Raw genomic sequence first — 13,742 nt, forward strand, 5'->3', positions numbered from 1 at the left:
GACCACCGCGCCACCGACCACGCCGCCGCCGAGCTCGGGCTCGCCCACGCGGTACCTGCTCGCCGGTGGCGGGCTGGGCGCCGCCGGCAGCGCGGGCACGACCACGGTCGCGGCCGCCAACGGAAACCACGACGGTACGCCGACCAACCCGCAGGTCTTCACGGCGACCGGCCTCAACCTCGCCTACTCCGGGGCGCAGACCACGTTCGACCTGTTCCTGGACGCCGGCACGGCCGTCGGCAACGGGGTGCAGGTGCGCGTCTCCTACGACCTGACCGGAAACGGCAGCTGGGACCGGACGGAGACCTGGCGCTACTTCGCCACCGACCCGGTCCCCGGCTACGAGCACTACACCCAGAACGCCGGCCTGGCCTCGGCCACCGGCACGTTGGGCACGTTGAGCAACGGCACGGTACGGGTGGAGGTCTGGTCCGCCATCGGCAACAACCCCACCTCGCTGGGCATCGGCAACCAGTCGGTGCTGCGCCTTCCGTACTCCTGATCCGTCCACCCGCGCTCGCCGCCGGCCGCACCTCGGCCGGCGGCGAGCCCTCGCCGCGACTGGCGACCGGGTGCGAGGCTGGCGACATGTCGTCCGTACGCGAACCGCAGCCCTCCCCGCCGCGGGCCGGGACCGCGCGGTGGCGGCTGCGGTTGGTGGGGTGGCTCGGCCCGGCGGGTTCGGCCGTGGCCCTGAACCAGCTGGCCACCGTCCTCCCGCCGGTCGCCGTCGGCGCGGTGATCCTGGTGGTGGCGGTGGTGTACGGCCACAATCGAATCGACGAGCGCGCTCCGCTGGCCGAGGCGCTGCCCCGGATCCTGCTCTACGTCGCGGTCGCCGGTGTCGCGCTGGCCGTGACGACGCCGTCGTCGTGGGCCGGGCCGCTCACCCTGGTGGCGGTCGTGGCGATCGCCTGCTCCGCGCTGGTCGCCCGAGACCGGGCGACCGCCCTGACCTCGCTGGCGGGGATCAGCGTCTGCACCGCGGGCCTGTTCGTCGTCACCGACGCCGTCCACGTCGAGCGGGCCGGCGCCCGGTACGTCGGGGTGACCCTGGGGACCTTCGCCGTGGTGTTGGGCCTCCTCGTCCTGCACGACCGCCGGCACCTCTTCGGCGCGGACAGCCCCGGCCTCGCGCTGCTGCGGGAGGCCCGCATGTCGTGGTCCCGAGCCGGCGCGTTGGGCGTGCTCAGCGTTCCCGCCAGCGTGAGTCTGGCTCGCGAGGGATCCCTGGTGACCGCCGCCCTGGTCGCGGTGGCCGGCCTGTGCTGGCTGGGCGTGACGCTCGTCTTCGTGTTCGCCGAGCGGCGCGACGCCCTCGCCGGGGCGCTGCTGGCGCTCAGCGGGGCGGCGGTCACCGTGCTGGGCCTGCTGGCGTTCCACGCCCAGCAGTACCCGGTCGGCATGATTGCCGCCACGGCGGGCGTGGCGATGGTGGGCGGCGGAATCTCGATGCTCGAATCGACGGGCGCGCTGGGGCGCCTGGGCGGTTGGCTGGCCCACCTGACCAAGCCGGCGGCTCAGCGCGCCGATGGCTGAACGCCCTCCCCGCGTTGTGCCTGTCGCCGGGGCGTCACCTTCGTCCCGGCGGAATCGTTGCCGGGAATGAGGATTTGCACAATCCGGCAATCCCATCGACCACCGTGGACGGCCGAGACGCGATCGGGCCTGCGGCCGAGGATGGAGCTGGCAAACACCGGGGTGCAAGGTGCAGCCGGCCAGGGCCGGAACGGTTCCGCGAGGAACAATTGTCACGTCATCAAATAGATAGCGACCAATCTTGACTTGTGCATCGAGCCGGCGCACTGTGAAGGGCGCGCGGCAGATGCGCACCATTGTCGGCCCGCCTTCGGCGACGTACGGAATGCGAGCGCCGCTGGTTTCGCGCGGCGCGTCAGGAGGCGTTCGATGCAGTTGAATCCGTTTTCCGGGGTCTATCTCACCGATCCCGCCAGCGCCTGGCGACGCATTCTCGACGATCCCGACCGGGTGCCCTACGCCGAGGATCTGGACCTGTGGCTGATCAGCCGGCACGCGGACGTCCGACACGCCCTCGCCGACGCCGCGACGTTCGGCAACGCCCTCACCCTCGCCCCGATCTACGAGGTCTGCCCGGAGGCGATGAGCGTCATCATGCAGATCGACGCGCCACCGACGACGGCCGCCGCCGACCCGCCCACGCACCCCCGCACCCGCCGCGCCCTGCGGGCCACCTTCGCCAACACCGCGGACCGGGCCGAGGCCGAGTACGGCGCGATCGTCCGTCGCCGCGTCGACGACCTGGTGTCCCGGCTCGTCGCCCGAGCGGGCCGGCGGGCGGATCTCGTCGGTGAGTTCACCACCGAACTTCCGCTGCTGGTCATCCTGGACATCCTCGGGGTGCCGGACGCCGACGTCGACCAGATCCGGCGGTGGGCGGACGGTCAGCTCGCCCTGATCTGGGGGCAGCCGGACCCGCAGGAGCAGGTACGCCTGGCCCGGGGTCTGCTGGAGTTCTGGCACTACTGCCAGGACCTGGTCCGGCAGCGGCTCGACAGTGGACACGACGGCGCCGACTTCATCAGCCGGGCGCTGGCCTACCGCGACGACGACGACGCGGTGCTGACGGTGACCGAGGTGGCGAGCCTCGCCTTCAACCTGCTGGTCGCCGGGCACGAGACGACCGCCGGCCTGCTCGCCCACGCACTCGACGAGGCCCTGTCCGACCGGCAGCGATGGCAGGCGCTCGTCGCCGACCCGCGATCCGTGCCCGACTTCCTGACCGAGACCCTCCGGTTCGCGCCCGCCATCGACGGTTGGCTGCGGGTGACGCGCCGCGACGTCACCCTGGGCGGGGTCACCATTCCGGCGGGCGCGCGCTGTCTGCTGATGATCGGGGCGGCGAACCGGGACCCCGCGGTCTTCGCCCACCCGGACCGGTTCGACCCACGCCGCCGCGACGCCGCCGACCACCTGTCGTTCGGCCACGGCCCGCATTTCTGCATCGGCGCCGCATTGGCGCGACTGGAGGCCGGCGTGACTCTCACCCGACTCGCCGCTGCCATTCCCGGCCTCCGACTGGCACCCGAGCACCGCCGGTCGTTCAAGCCCAATGTTTCATTTCGCGCGCACCACACACTCGTCGCGACAATCGATATTCTGGCGCCTGCCGACGACCCGACGGAAGCTCCGGCCACCGCCACCGAGGCACACGCCGTCTGACGACGAGGACACCGGCGGCGGTGACCTGCGGGCCGACCGACGCGGCCGGATCGGACCGACACGACACGCCCCGGCCGCGCGGCGCGTGGCCTCGCGCGCTTTTCGCGGCGATCCATCTCGGCGCATGTCTTCACACCCATCGCGTTCAGGGTTAAGAATTGCCCCCTATGAATGTTCAGCCCGCCGGCCAATCTCGATCTGACACCTGCTGCTGATTCGCGGGTGCCACGAAGGTGAGCGCATGGAGCACACGCCCCCGCCGAGCGCAGCTCACTCCGCGGCCAGCCAACAGTTCCGCTGGGAGCTGCGCAGCTGCCGGGTCCGACGGGGACTGACCCAGCGGGCCCTGGCGGACCTGGTGCGGTTCAGCCGGGAGACGGTCGCCGCGGTGGAGTCGGGCCGCCGCTTCGGCAGCCACGAGTTCGCGGTGCGCTGCGACGACGTGCTCGACACCGGCGGCCTGCTGGCGTCCCTGTGGCCGCAGGTCGCGGCCGAGCAGTTGGCGGCCGACGGCCGACGGGGCCCACGATCCCCGGAGCAGGCGCGACTCGATCCGCCCGTACCGCGCCAGCGGAGTCGGCGCGACGCGCGCGACCCGGGCGCCGTGGTGGACGCCATCGACGAGCTGCGCGAGCTGATCGGCCAGGTGCTCAGCAGCCAACCGGAAGCGGACGATCCCGGGCCGCGCCGCGCGCCCGAGCACCTCGACGACCAGCGCTGAGCGCGGGCGCCCACGAACGACCGCCGTGCGCCACCGGCCGCTGACTCTGGGTACAGATGCTGGTACGGCCAGTTTGTACCACCGCCAGGTCTGGCCTCCGAGCGCGGGTTCCGGCGGAATGGGACTTGCATTCGGCAAGGTGCGGATAGACCGTCATCGACGAGTCGCGGGAGTCAATCTTGGCGTCGAGCACGAGGTCCCACGCGGCCCGACCCTACCCGAGGAAACGACGCGCCTGGAAGATCGCCGGCCGGATGCGCCTCATCGTGGCGGCGCCACTGGTGGCCGTGATCGGGTTCGCCGGCCTCGCGCTGACCGAGAGCGCACGCCAGACGACCCGCGCCAGCGACCTGGAGGTCGTGGCACGCCTCGGCGCCGAGGCCGGCGACCTGGCGTACCGGCTGCAACGCGAACGGGCCGCCGCCGCCGACCTGCTCACCCACCCCGACGCGGAGCAGCAGGACGCCTTCGGCGTGGAGCTGGCCGCCACCGACGCCGCCGTCGAGCGGTACCGCCGACAGCGCGACAAGGTGCCCGCCGACGCCAACGCGGCGCTCCTGCGCCGCGTCGACGCGGCGTTGGACGGCCTGCCTCCGCTGCGCACCCAGGTCCGCACGGCCGAGCACGCCTCGGTGTCCGCGATGACCTTCAGCTACCGCATCGCGATCGCCGACCTGATCACCTTCCGGGAGAACGTCTCGCACAGCGTCGTCAACGCCGGGCTCGCCGACGGGATCCGGGCCTCGGCCGCCCTGTCGAAGACCGCCGAGGCGATCGGCCAACAGCAGGTCGCCGTGCTCCGCGCCGTCGCGGCCGGCGAGTTGACCCCCGCCACCCAGCAGGACATCACCGCCGCCCGCACCAGCTACACCGAGTCCAGCCTGTCGTTCCTGGCCCTCGCCCCGACCGAGTGGAGCATCTGGTGGGAGCAGGCCGGCACCGGCAAGGAGGCGCTCGCCCTGCAACGGATGCAGGACGAGGTGTCCCGCGCCCAGCCGGGCACGCCACTGCGCCTGGAGACCGCCGACTGGGTGGCCACGACGCAGCAGCGCGCCGCCCGCCTCGCCGACCTGCGGGGGCGCGTCGACGTCGCGGTGCTCGACGACGTCCGGGCCGCCCACGCCAACCAGCGTCGCAGGGCCGTGGCCGAGGCGGTCGGCGTGCTGCTGGCGCTGCTGCTCACCGCGCTCGTGACCTGGGCCGTCGCCCGGCAGATCACCCGCCGGCTGCGACGGCTGCGCGACGCGGCCAACGCCGTCGCGTTCGAACAACTTCCCGCCGTGGTGGCCCGGTTGCAACGCCCCGACAGCGCGAGCGTCGACCCCGACGAGCTGGCCCGTCAACAGTCCACCGCGGCCCTCGAACCCTCCAGCGACGACGAGATCGGCGAGCTGGGTCAGGCGTTCAGCGCGGTGCACCAGGCCGCCGTGCGGACCGCCGCCGAACAGGCCGTGATGCGCGCCAACACCGCCGACATCTTCATCCACCTGAGCCGGCGCGAACAGCGGCTGGTCGACGCCGTCCTGGCTCAGGTCGACCGGGTCGAGCGGGACGAGACCGACCCCGACCGCCTGGACCAGCTCTACACCCTGGACAACCTGGCGACCCGGATGGGCCGCATCAACGCCAGCCTGCTCGTGCTCGGCGGCGTCGGCGTCGGCCGGGTACGCCAACACGACGTGCCGCTGCAACAGGTGCTCCAGGCGGCCCTGTCCCAGATCGAGCACTACGCGCGCATCCGGCTCGGCATGGTCGACGGCGACGTCGCCGTCGCCGCCAAGTCCGTCGACGAGGTCGTGCACCTGCTCGCCGAACTCATGGACAACGCGACCGCGTACTCGCCGCCGGGCAGCGAGACCTGGGTGAGCGGCCGCAGCCTCGGCGACCGGGTCATCATCCAGATCAGCGACGAGGGCGTCGGCCTGCCCCCACAGCGGTTGCAGCAGCTCAACGAGTTGCTGGCCCGGCCGCCCGCCATCGACGTCGCCGCCGTGCGGGCCATGGGGCTGGTCGTCGTGGGTCAGCTCGCCGCCCGCCTGGGAGCCAGCGTCCAACTGCGTCGCGGCCCCCGCCGCGGCACCCTCGCCGAGGCGACGCTGCCCGCGGCGATGATCCGGTCGTTGCCGCCGGAGGAGTTCCTGCTCGCGCCGGGCCGGCTGTCGCGGCGGGCAGCCCGCACGTCCGCACCCCCGCCGTACCGGCCGCGGTCGGAGCCGACCGCCGGGCACGCCCCCGCGGCGCGGACCCTGCCGGCGGCGCCCGTGTTCCGCCCGACGCCCAGCGCGGACCGCGGCGACGCGCCGACCGAGGAGCTGCTCATCTTCGAACAGGTCAACCACTGGTTCCACGCCGATGTCGTCGACGCCTCCGACGGTCGGCAGTGGTCCAGTCCCGCCGACGACGCCTGGCGTACCGCCGCGCAGGCGCACACGCCCGACGTGGCCGCGACCACCAACTCCGGCCTGCCCAAACGACAGCCGCAACGGCACCTGGTGCCCGGCGGCGTCGCCGTGGGGCAGCAACAGCAACGCTCCGAATACCGGGACCCGGCCCAGGTCGCCAGCGCGATGGCCGCGTACGCGCGCGGAGTGGCGGCCCGCCGGCGCACCCCGATCAACCTCGGCAACTCATGACCGACAGGGAGAGCACGTGACCGACCACCAGGACCTCGGCTGGCTGCTTGACAGCTTCGCCGAGCGCGCGACCGAGGTCAGCCATGCGATCGCCATCTCCAGTGACGGCCTGATGGTGGCCGCCACCCGCGACCTGCCCCCGGACCGGGCCGACCAGCTCGCCGCGACGGGCAGCGGCCTGGTCAGCCTGCTGCGCGGCGCGGCGGCCTTCTTCGACGCCGGGGCGGTGATCTCCAACGTCACCCAGCTCGAAGGCGGCTTCATGTTCTCGATGGCCTTCAACGACGGGGCGTCGCTGCTGGTGCTCGCCGCGCCCGAGTGCGACGTGGGCAAGGTCTCCTACGAGATGACGGAGCTGGCCAACCGGATCGGCGACGCGCTGACCCCCGCGGCCCGTGCGGCGCTCGCCCGCAGCCGCTGACCCCACCGACAGACCCCTCCCCTTCCCCTGGAGACGACATGTCCCTCACCACCCCTGCGCGCAGCCGTGCCCTCGCCGCCGTGCTGCTCGCGCTCGTGCTGACCGTCAGCACAGCCTGCGCCGACGACGAGCCCGGCACGACCGGCGGCGGATCCATCAAGATCGGTCTGCTCGCCTCGCTGTCCGGGACGTACCAGTCCGTCGGCAAGGAGATCCGCGACGGCTTCGAGCTGTACCTGGACACGCACGACGGCAAGCTCGGCGGCCGGCAGGTCGACCTCGTCGTCGCCGACGAGGGCAACGGCGCCGCGACCGCCGTGCCGGCGGCGACCAAGCTGCTCAAGCAGGACCGCGTGGCCGCGCTCACCGGCATCGTCGGCGGCGGTTCGGTCGCCGGCGTCTACCCGCTGCTGCAGGAGACCAAGGTCCCCCTCGTCGGCTCCAACGGCCGACCGGAGATCAAGGACGTCACCCGGGTCTGGCACACCTCGTACCTCTCCGACGAGCCGGGCGCCGCGATCGCCCAGCACGTCCGGGACAACGTCAAGGGCTCGGTGTACGCCATCGGCCCCGACTACCAGGGCGGCTGGGACGAGCTGCGCGGCTTCACCGAGGCGTTCGCCAAGGCCGGCGGAACGCTCGCCAACCCCGACGGCAAGACCACCTTCACCCCGTTCCCGGCCACCACCAACTTCACGCCGTACTTCGCCCGCATCAAGGCCTCCGGCGCGCAGGCGGTCTACACCTTCTACGCCGGCAGCGCCGCCGTCGACTTCGTCAAGCAGTACGCGCAGTCCGAGATCAAGGACGTTCCGCTGTACGCGGCGGGTTTCCTCACCGAGGGCGGCGTGCTCAACGCGCAGGGCGAGGCGGCCCGGGACATCTTCTCGGTGCTCAACTACTCCCCCGACCTCGACAACGCCGAGAACCGGGGCTTCGTCGCGGCGTGGAAGGCCAAGCACGACGGGTCGCCGACGACGTACGCCCTGGCGTCGTACGACGCGGCGGCGGTGCTCGACCGGGCCATCGGGGCCGCCGGGAGCGACCCGACCCCGGAGGCGATCAACGCGCAGATCGGCAAACTCGGGCAGGTCGCCAGCCCGCGCGGCGCGTGGCAGTTCTCCACGGTCACGCACTCACCGGTGCAGAAGTGGTACCTGCGTCAGGTCCGCCAGGACGGCCGGGCGCTGTCCAACACCGTCGTGGGTGACCTCGCGACCATCGGCCGGTGATCACGGTGGCGGCCGGCCCGAACCGGATCGACCCGTACGTCATCCCGGCGCTGGACGGTGTCGCCTACGGGCTGCTCGTCTTCGTGGCGGCGGCGGGCCTGGTCTTCTGTTTCGGCGTCGCCAACATCCTCAACCTGGCGCACGGCATGCTCTACGCGATCGGCGGCTACAGCGCCGCGGCGCTGTTCGACGGCGGCTGGGCGAGTCTGGCCCTGGCGCTGGGTGTCGGCGTGCTGGCCGCCGCCGCGGCGGGGGTGCTGCTCGCCGGCCTGCTCACACCGGTCGCCACCGGCAACCATCTCACCCAGGCGCTGCTGACCTTCGGGGTGGCGCTGGCCGGCGGCAGCCTGCTCGTCGCCGGCTTCGGGCCCGACGATCCGCAGGTCCTGGTGCCCGCCGCCCTCGACGGGTCGGTGGCGGTCGCCGGGCACCGCTACGCGGCGTACCGGCTGGTGTTCATCGTGGTGGCCGCGGCGCTCGCGGCCGGGCTCTACCTGACGGTGCGGCGGACCCGGGCCGGGATGCTGGTCCGCGCCGCCGTGGACGACGCGGAGATGGTCGCCTGCCTGGGCGTGAGCCCCGCGCGGATCAGGGTGGGTGTGCTCGCCGCCGGTGGCGCGCTGGCCGGCGCGGCCGGGGTCCTGGGCGCCCCCATCATCGGCCCCGGCGCGGACACCGCCGACACGGTGCTGCTGCTCTCGCTGGTGGTCGTCGTCCTCGGCGGCCTCGGATCCATGGTGGGCACTCTGCTCGCGGCGCTGGCGATCGGGGAGATCCAGACCCTGGGCGTGGCGCTGCTGCCGTCGGCCGCCCCGTTCCTGCTGTTCGCCGCCATGGCCGCCGTGCTCGCCGTGCGGGCACGGGGCCTGGCCCTGCGGTGGGCGGCGACGTGAGGGAGGAGGTGATCCGCCGGGTACGCGTCGCCGTCGCGACGGTCGTCCTGGCCGGCCTGGTCGTGGCGCCGTGGGTGGTGGACGACTACACCGCGGCGATCCTCGCCCGGACGCTGGCGCTGGGCCTGGTCGGGGTGAGCGTGGCGCTGCTCACCGGTGTCGCCGGCATGCCCACCCTGGGCCAGACCGCGCCGTACGCCGCAGGCGCGTACGCCAGCGCCGTGCTCGGCAGCCAGGTCTCCGACGTCGGCGTCGTGCAGGTCGCCGTGGCGGCGCTCGCCGGGGCGACGCTGGCCGCCGTGACCCTGCCGCTTGTCGTCCCGGCCCGGGGCGTCATCGTGCTGATGATCACCCTGGCCGTCGGTGAGCTCGTCGTGACCGTTCTCGGGCGCTGGCGGTCGGTGACCGGCGGCACCGACGGCCTGGCCGGCATCGATCCGATCCGTCCACTGTGGGGCCTGCCGATCCTGGCCACCGACCAGGCCCGCTATCTCTACACGCTGGTCGTCGTGGCGACACTCGTCGGCGCGGTGCTCCTGCTGCTGCGGACCCGGGTCGGGCTGCTGCTGCGCGCCGGCCGGGACGACGAGATGCGGCTGCGGGCCAGCGGGCACCGCGTGGGGCTGTACCTGTCCGGCGCGCACGTCGCCGCCGGGGCGATCGCCGGCGCCGCGGGCTCCCTGCTCGTCGTCGCCCAGCGGTACATCTCCCCCGCCGACTTCGGCTTCGACACCTCCGCGCTGCTCCTGCTCGGCGTCGTCATCGGCGGCACCGCCTCGGTCGGCGGCGCGCTGGTCGGGGCGGCGCTCGTCATCGCCGTACGCGACTGGTTGTTCGGGGTGCTGCCCGGTCACGCGCCGCTGGTGCTGGGCGCCCTGTTCGTGGCGACGGTGTACCTGCTGCCCACCGGCGTCACCCGGGTCCGCCGACCGCGCGGCAGCCCACGACGACCGATCCCCGCGCCGGGCCACCCGGACGCGGCACCCACAGGCGACCGCGGCCCGACGTCGGAGCTGCGCGTATGAACTGCCTGCTCAGCGCCGAGAAGATCAGCGTGCGGTACGGCTCACTCGCCGCGCTCACCGACGTCGACCTGTGCGTGCACGACGGTCAGCGACACGCCCTGATCGGGCCCAACGGGGCCGGGAAGACGACCCTGCTCAACGTGCTCGGCGCCACGACGCGGCCACAGCGCGGCACGGTGCGCTTCGCCGGCCGCGACGTCAGCCGGCTCGGGCCGGCGGCACGGGCCCGCCGCGGCATCAACCGGATCCACCAACGACCCGCGGTCTTCGCGACGCTCACCGCGACCGAGAACATCGAGGTCGCCGCGCTGCCCCGAACGATCCGGCGGCGCAGGTGGTGGCCCGGTGGGACTCGGGACGCGGCCCGCCAGCGCGCCACCGGGCTGCTCGACCAGCTGGGCCTGTCCGACCTCGCGACGGTGCCCGCCGGTCACCTCGCCCACGGCCAACGTCGGCAGTTGGAGATCGCGATGGCCCTCGCCGGCCGTCCCCGCCTGCTGCTGCTCGACGAACCGGCGGCCGGGCTGTCGGCCACCGAGGTCGGCCGGCTGGCCGAGCTGCTGGCGGCGCTGCCCCGGCAGGTCGCCGTGCTGCTGGTCGAGCACCACCTCGACCTGGTGTACGCCCTCTGCGACACCGTCACCGTGCTGCGCGACGGCCGGACACTGGCCGCCGGCACACCGGACGAGATCCGTACCTCGCCGCTGGTGCGGCAGGCCTACGCCGACGGGGTGTCCTGATGCTGTACGTGGAGCGGCTCTGCGCCGGTTACGCCGGGGGAATCGTGCTGCACGAGGTGACCCTGCGGGTACCGCCGGGCAGCATCCAGGCGGTGGTGGGCCGCAACGGGGCCGGCAAGAGCACCCTCGTGCACACCATCGCCGGGCTGGTGCGCGCCTCCAGCGGCCGCATCGAGATCGGCGGCGTCCACGTGGCCGGGCGGCAACCCCACCGGGTCGCCCAGTCCGGCGTCGGTCTCGTCCCGCAGGGCCGGCGGGTCTTCTCCCGGTTGACGGTGGCCGAGCACCTCGTCCTGGCGGCGGCGCCGTGGCGGGCCGCGACACCCGGCGGCGAGGGCTGGACGGTGCCCCGGATCCTCGAACTGCTGCCCCGGCTGGCGGTCCGGCTGCGCCACCGTGGCTGCGAACTGTCCGGCGGCGAGCAGCAGATGCTGGCCATCGCCCGCGCGCTGCTCGGTCAACCACGGGTGCTGCTGCTCGACGAGCCCTGTGAGGGGCTCGCCCCCGACCTGGCCGCGCGGGTCCGCGACCTCATCGGTCACCTGGCCGCCGGCGGGTTGACGGTGCTGCTCGTCGAACAGCAGCTCCGCCACGCGCTGGAGATCGCCGACCGGGTCGCGGTGCTGGAGTACGGCCGGGTGGTCTACGACCGGCCGACCGCCGAGGCGCGCAGCGACCCGGGCCCGCTGGAGGCGATGGTCAGCATCGCCGCCACCGGGCCGCCCCCGGCCACCCGATCGACCCCTCGGCTCTGGGCCGACACCCCGTAGGTCACCCGATCCCTCTCGGAGAGGCAGAAGACGATGGCGACTCCCACAGGCGATGCCGCGTACACCTTCGACAACGGCGCACCGGACGCGGTCCCGCAGATGCGGGCGCTGGAGTCCTTCCTGGACCCGATCACGATGCGCCGCCTGGCCCGCCCGGTCCTGCGCCTCGGGTCGGCCTGCTGGGAGGTCGGGGCCGGTGGCGGCTCGATGGCCCGACGGATCGCCCGCGCGGCCGGCGACGACGGCCGCGTGCTGGCCACCGACATCGACCCCACGCACCTGCGGGCGGAGGGCAACCTGAGCGTACGCCGGCACGACGTGCGCACCGAGGCCCCGCCCGGGGACGCGTTCGACCTGATCCACGCCCGTCTGGTGCTGCTGCACCTGCCCGAGCGCCGACGGGTCCTGCGCACCCTCGCCGGCGCGCTGACGCCCAGGCGGCTGGCTGGTCGTCGAGGAGTTCGACTGCACCACGCCGGTGCGGGTGCTGAACGCGCCGAGCGACGACGCGGCGAAGCTGTTCGCGCAGGTGATGGACACCATGATGCGTGTGCTGCAGGACCACGGCGCCGACCTGGGGTGGGCGCAGGACGTGCACACCGAGATGACGCTCGCCGGCCTCACCGACGTCGACACCATGACCCACTCGCAGAGCTGGGCGGGCGGGTCGACCGGCACGTCGCTCTACGAGACGAACTCCCGTCAGTTGGAGCCGGACCTGCTGGCGGCGGGCCTGTCGCCCCAGCAGCTGAACGCCTTCCGTCGACTGACGCGCGAGCCCGCGTTCGCCGTCATGTCGTACCACTTCGTCTCGACGCGCGGCCGTCGGGCCGGTTAGGTCACCGGTGTGGCCCGCAGCCGGTGTGCGTGGCGGGCCACACACCCCCTAAAGCGTCCTAGGAAAGATCTGCGGCGTCGTTGGCGGGGTTCAGGTGCGCGATCGGGTACTCATGACGTCTCTACAGCTTGCCGGTGAGCGGGTTCTCCACCGACAGTTTGCCGTGTTCGATAAGCCAGCTCACGGACTCGAGGATCGCGTCTTCCGGTTCCCAGGCGGGTGCGTAGCCGAGGAGGGCGCGGGACTTCTCGATGGACAGCACGTGGTTGCGCTGCAGGTGGCCCCAGCTGTCTTCGGCGAACTCGGGCGTCGTGATGCTGCGGAACTCATCCCAGGTGATTGATTCGAGTGTCGCCTGCTGTCCGAACCAGCCGGCCGCGATGGTGGCGTAACCGCGCACGTTCAGTGCGTGTGCGGCAACGGCGTGGAAGTCTTCGCCTGCCGCGGCGTCACGGTGGGTGGCCGCGAGCTCGAACACCTGCGCGACGTCGTCGGCGTGCACGTGATGCATCGATTCGGCGCCGCTGCCGGGGATGCGCAGAGTGCGACCGGCGGAGATGTCCGCCCAGGTCTCGGGGTTGGTGTTGCCGAGCACACCCGTCGGGTGCCATCCGGGTCCGACGATGTGACCCGGGTGCACGGAGGTCGTCACCAGGCCGCCGCTCGCGGTTTCCCGTTTGAGGTACTGGGCGATCATTTCCTTCTGGGTGCCGTACTCGTCGATGGCGGGGGTGCCTTCGCCTTCGCTGATGGGCAGCTTGATGCTGGGGCCGTACCGCCACAGCGATCCGCAGTGCACGAGGTGGCCGACCTGGCCGCGGATCGTTTCGACCAGGGCGGTGGTGCTCTCGATGGTGAAGCTGAGCAGGTCGATGACGACGTCGGGGTGCTGCGCCAGGACGGTGGCTCCGAAGGTGCCATCGATGTCCTGCTGCTCGCGGTCGACCACGACCTGCGTGACCTGCTGCCATTCGGGGCTGTCGGAGTACGCCTTACGGGTTCCCCGGCTCATGCTGGTCACGTCATGGCCGGCGCGTACGAGGCGGGGAACGAGAAAGGTACCGATGTGGCCGCTGCCACCGACGACGAGTACGCGCATGATGATCCGTTCGTTCAGAGGGGCCGGCATGTAAGGGCGGGGTCGCCGCGAATTGAGCGCTTCGGCTCGGTCCGGATCAGGTGAGGTTAGGCAGAGAGCGACTCACGCGCCCGCTGGTCGATGTGCTCCGTGCCGGCCCGTGCGCGACGACTCTGCAGGAACTCTCGCA

At 72.8% G+C, this 13,742-nt stretch carries 12 protein-coding genes and 2 pseudogenes; 13 read left to right on the top strand and 1 reads right to left on the bottom strand.

All coding sequences use genetic code 11. The features are described 5' to 3' along the window. The 13 genes and pseudogenes from ABZU53_RS28790 to ABZU53_RS28850 all read left to right on the top strand — a co-directional run. Window positions 1–502 (top strand): annotated as a pseudogene (locus ABZU53_RS28790) (hypothetical protein); the annotation flags it as partial. Between the two features lie 86 nt (window positions 503–588). Further along, window positions 589–1,539 carry a hypothetical protein gene (locus tag ABZU53_RS28795; protein WP_355068618.1) on the top strand — a complete coding sequence of 317 codons (951 nt, stop codon included), beginning with the start codon at window positions 589–591 and terminating at the stop codon, window positions 1,537–1,539. Window positions 1,540–1,908: 369 nt separating this feature from the next. Then, window positions 1,909–3,201 carry a cytochrome P450 gene (locus tag ABZU53_RS28800; RefSeq protein ID WP_354862061.1) on the top strand — a complete coding sequence of 431 codons (1,293 nt, stop codon included), beginning with the start codon at window positions 1,909–1,911 and terminating at the stop codon, window positions 3,199–3,201. 241 nt (window positions 3,202–3,442) lie between these two features. After that, window positions 3,443–3,922 carry a helix-turn-helix transcriptional regulator gene (locus tag ABZU53_RS28805; RefSeq protein WP_354862059.1) on the top strand — a complete coding sequence of 160 codons (480 nt, stop codon included), beginning with the start codon at window positions 3,443–3,445 and terminating at the stop codon, window positions 3,920–3,922. A gap of 254 nt (window positions 3,923–4,176) precedes the next feature. Further along, on the top strand, window positions 4,177–6,555 hold the full coding sequence (locus ABZU53_RS28810) for a nitrate- and nitrite sensing domain-containing protein (protein WP_355068620.1): 2,379 nt from the start codon (window positions 4,177–4,179) through the stop codon (window positions 6,553–6,555). 16 nt (window positions 6,556–6,571) lie between these two features. Beyond that, on the top strand, window positions 6,572–6,976 hold the full coding sequence (locus ABZU53_RS28815) for a roadblock/LC7 domain-containing protein (protein ID WP_007460021.1): 405 nt from the start codon (window positions 6,572–6,574) through the stop codon (window positions 6,974–6,976). Window positions 6,977–7,014: 38 nt separating this feature from the next. After that, entirely contained in the window at window positions 7,015–8,208 is a 1,194-nt protein-coding gene (locus tag ABZU53_RS28820; protein ID WP_354862127.1) for an ABC transporter substrate-binding protein, read from the top strand. Beyond that, the gene (locus ABZU53_RS28825) at window positions 8,205–9,101 is read left to right on the top strand and encodes a branched-chain amino acid ABC transporter permease (RefSeq protein ID WP_355068622.1); all 897 of its coding nucleotides are present in this window, start codon (window positions 8,205–8,207) and stop codon (window positions 9,099–9,101) included. The genes ABZU53_RS28820 and ABZU53_RS28825 overlap by 4 nt, the downstream gene beginning before the upstream one ends. After that, window positions 9,098–10,126 carry a branched-chain amino acid ABC transporter permease gene (locus ABZU53_RS28830; protein WP_355068624.1) on the top strand — a complete coding sequence of 343 codons (1,029 nt, stop codon included), beginning with the start codon at window positions 9,098–9,100 and terminating at the stop codon, window positions 10,124–10,126. Before ABZU53_RS28825 ends, ABZU53_RS28830 begins: the two co-directional genes overlap by 4 nt. Then, window positions 10,123–10,866, top strand: a complete 744-nt coding sequence (locus tag ABZU53_RS28835; RefSeq protein WP_354862132.1) for an ABC transporter ATP-binding protein — start codon at window positions 10,123–10,125, stop codon at window positions 10,864–10,866. The genes ABZU53_RS28830 and ABZU53_RS28835 overlap by 4 nt, the downstream gene beginning before the upstream one ends. Next, window positions 10,866–11,636 (top strand): ABC transporter ATP-binding protein, encoded by a 771-nt coding sequence (locus ABZU53_RS28840; RefSeq protein ID WP_354862134.1) that lies wholly within the window; start codon window positions 10,866–10,868, stop codon window positions 11,634–11,636. The genes ABZU53_RS28835 and ABZU53_RS28840 overlap by 1 nt, the downstream gene beginning before the upstream one ends. A 135-nt stretch (window positions 11,637–11,771) precedes the next feature. Then, window positions 11,772–12,062: pseudogene (locus tag ABZU53_RS28845) on the top strand (class I SAM-dependent methyltransferase); the annotation flags it as partial. Window positions 12,063–12,120: 58 nt separating this feature from the next. Beyond that, window positions 12,121–12,474: a hypothetical protein gene (locus ABZU53_RS28850; protein WP_355068655.1), complete on the top strand. Its 354-nt coding sequence runs from the start codon at window positions 12,121–12,123 to the stop codon at window positions 12,472–12,474. A 121-nt stretch (window positions 12,475–12,595) separates the two neighbouring features. Here the strand turns inward: ABZU53_RS28850 and ABZU53_RS28855 are convergent, their stop codons facing one another. Then, window positions 12,596–13,573, bottom strand: a complete 978-nt coding sequence (locus ABZU53_RS28855) for an NAD(P)-dependent oxidoreductase (RefSeq protein ID WP_355068626.1) — start codon at window positions 13,571–13,573, stop codon at window positions 12,596–12,598. Window positions 13,574–13,742 lie beyond the last annotated feature (169 nt).

The sequence above is a fragment of the Micromonospora sp. NPDC005194 genome (assembly GCF_040608335.1).
Lineage (GTDB): Bacteria > Actinomycetota > Actinomycetes > Mycobacteriales > Micromonosporaceae > Micromonospora.

Bases quoted from the DNA above. Each gene is read 5' to 3' on its own strand.
- ABZU53_RS28800 (WP_354862061.1), top strand. From the start codon at position 1,909: ATGCAGTTGAATCCGTTTTCCGGGGTCTATCTCACCGATCCCGCCAGC.
- ABZU53_RS28840 (WP_354862134.1), top strand. From the start codon at position 10,866: ATGCTGTACGTGGAGCGGCTCTGCGCCGGTTACGCCGGGGGAATCGTG.
- ABZU53_RS28795 (WP_355068618.1), top strand. From the start codon at position 589: ATGTCGTCCGTACGCGAACCGCAGCCCTCCCCGCCGCGGGCCGGGACC.
- ABZU53_RS28820 (WP_354862127.1), top strand. From the start codon at position 7,015: ATGTCCCTCACCACCCCTGCGCGCAGCCGTGCCCTCGCCGCCGTGCTG.
- ABZU53_RS28835 (WP_354862132.1), top strand. From the start codon at position 10,123: ATGAACTGCCTGCTCAGCGCCGAGAAGATCAGCGTGCGGTACGGCTCA.
- ABZU53_RS28810 (WP_355068620.1), top strand. From the start codon at position 4,177: ATGCGCCTCATCGTGGCGGCGCCACTGGTGGCCGTGATCGGGTTCGCC.
- ABZU53_RS28805 (WP_354862059.1), top strand. From the start codon at position 3,443: ATGGAGCACACGCCCCCGCCGAGCGCAGCTCACTCCGCGGCCAGCCAA.
- ABZU53_RS28855 (WP_355068626.1), bottom strand. From the start codon at position 13,573: ATGCGCGTACTCGTCGTCGGTGGCAGCGGCCACATCGGTACCTTTCTC.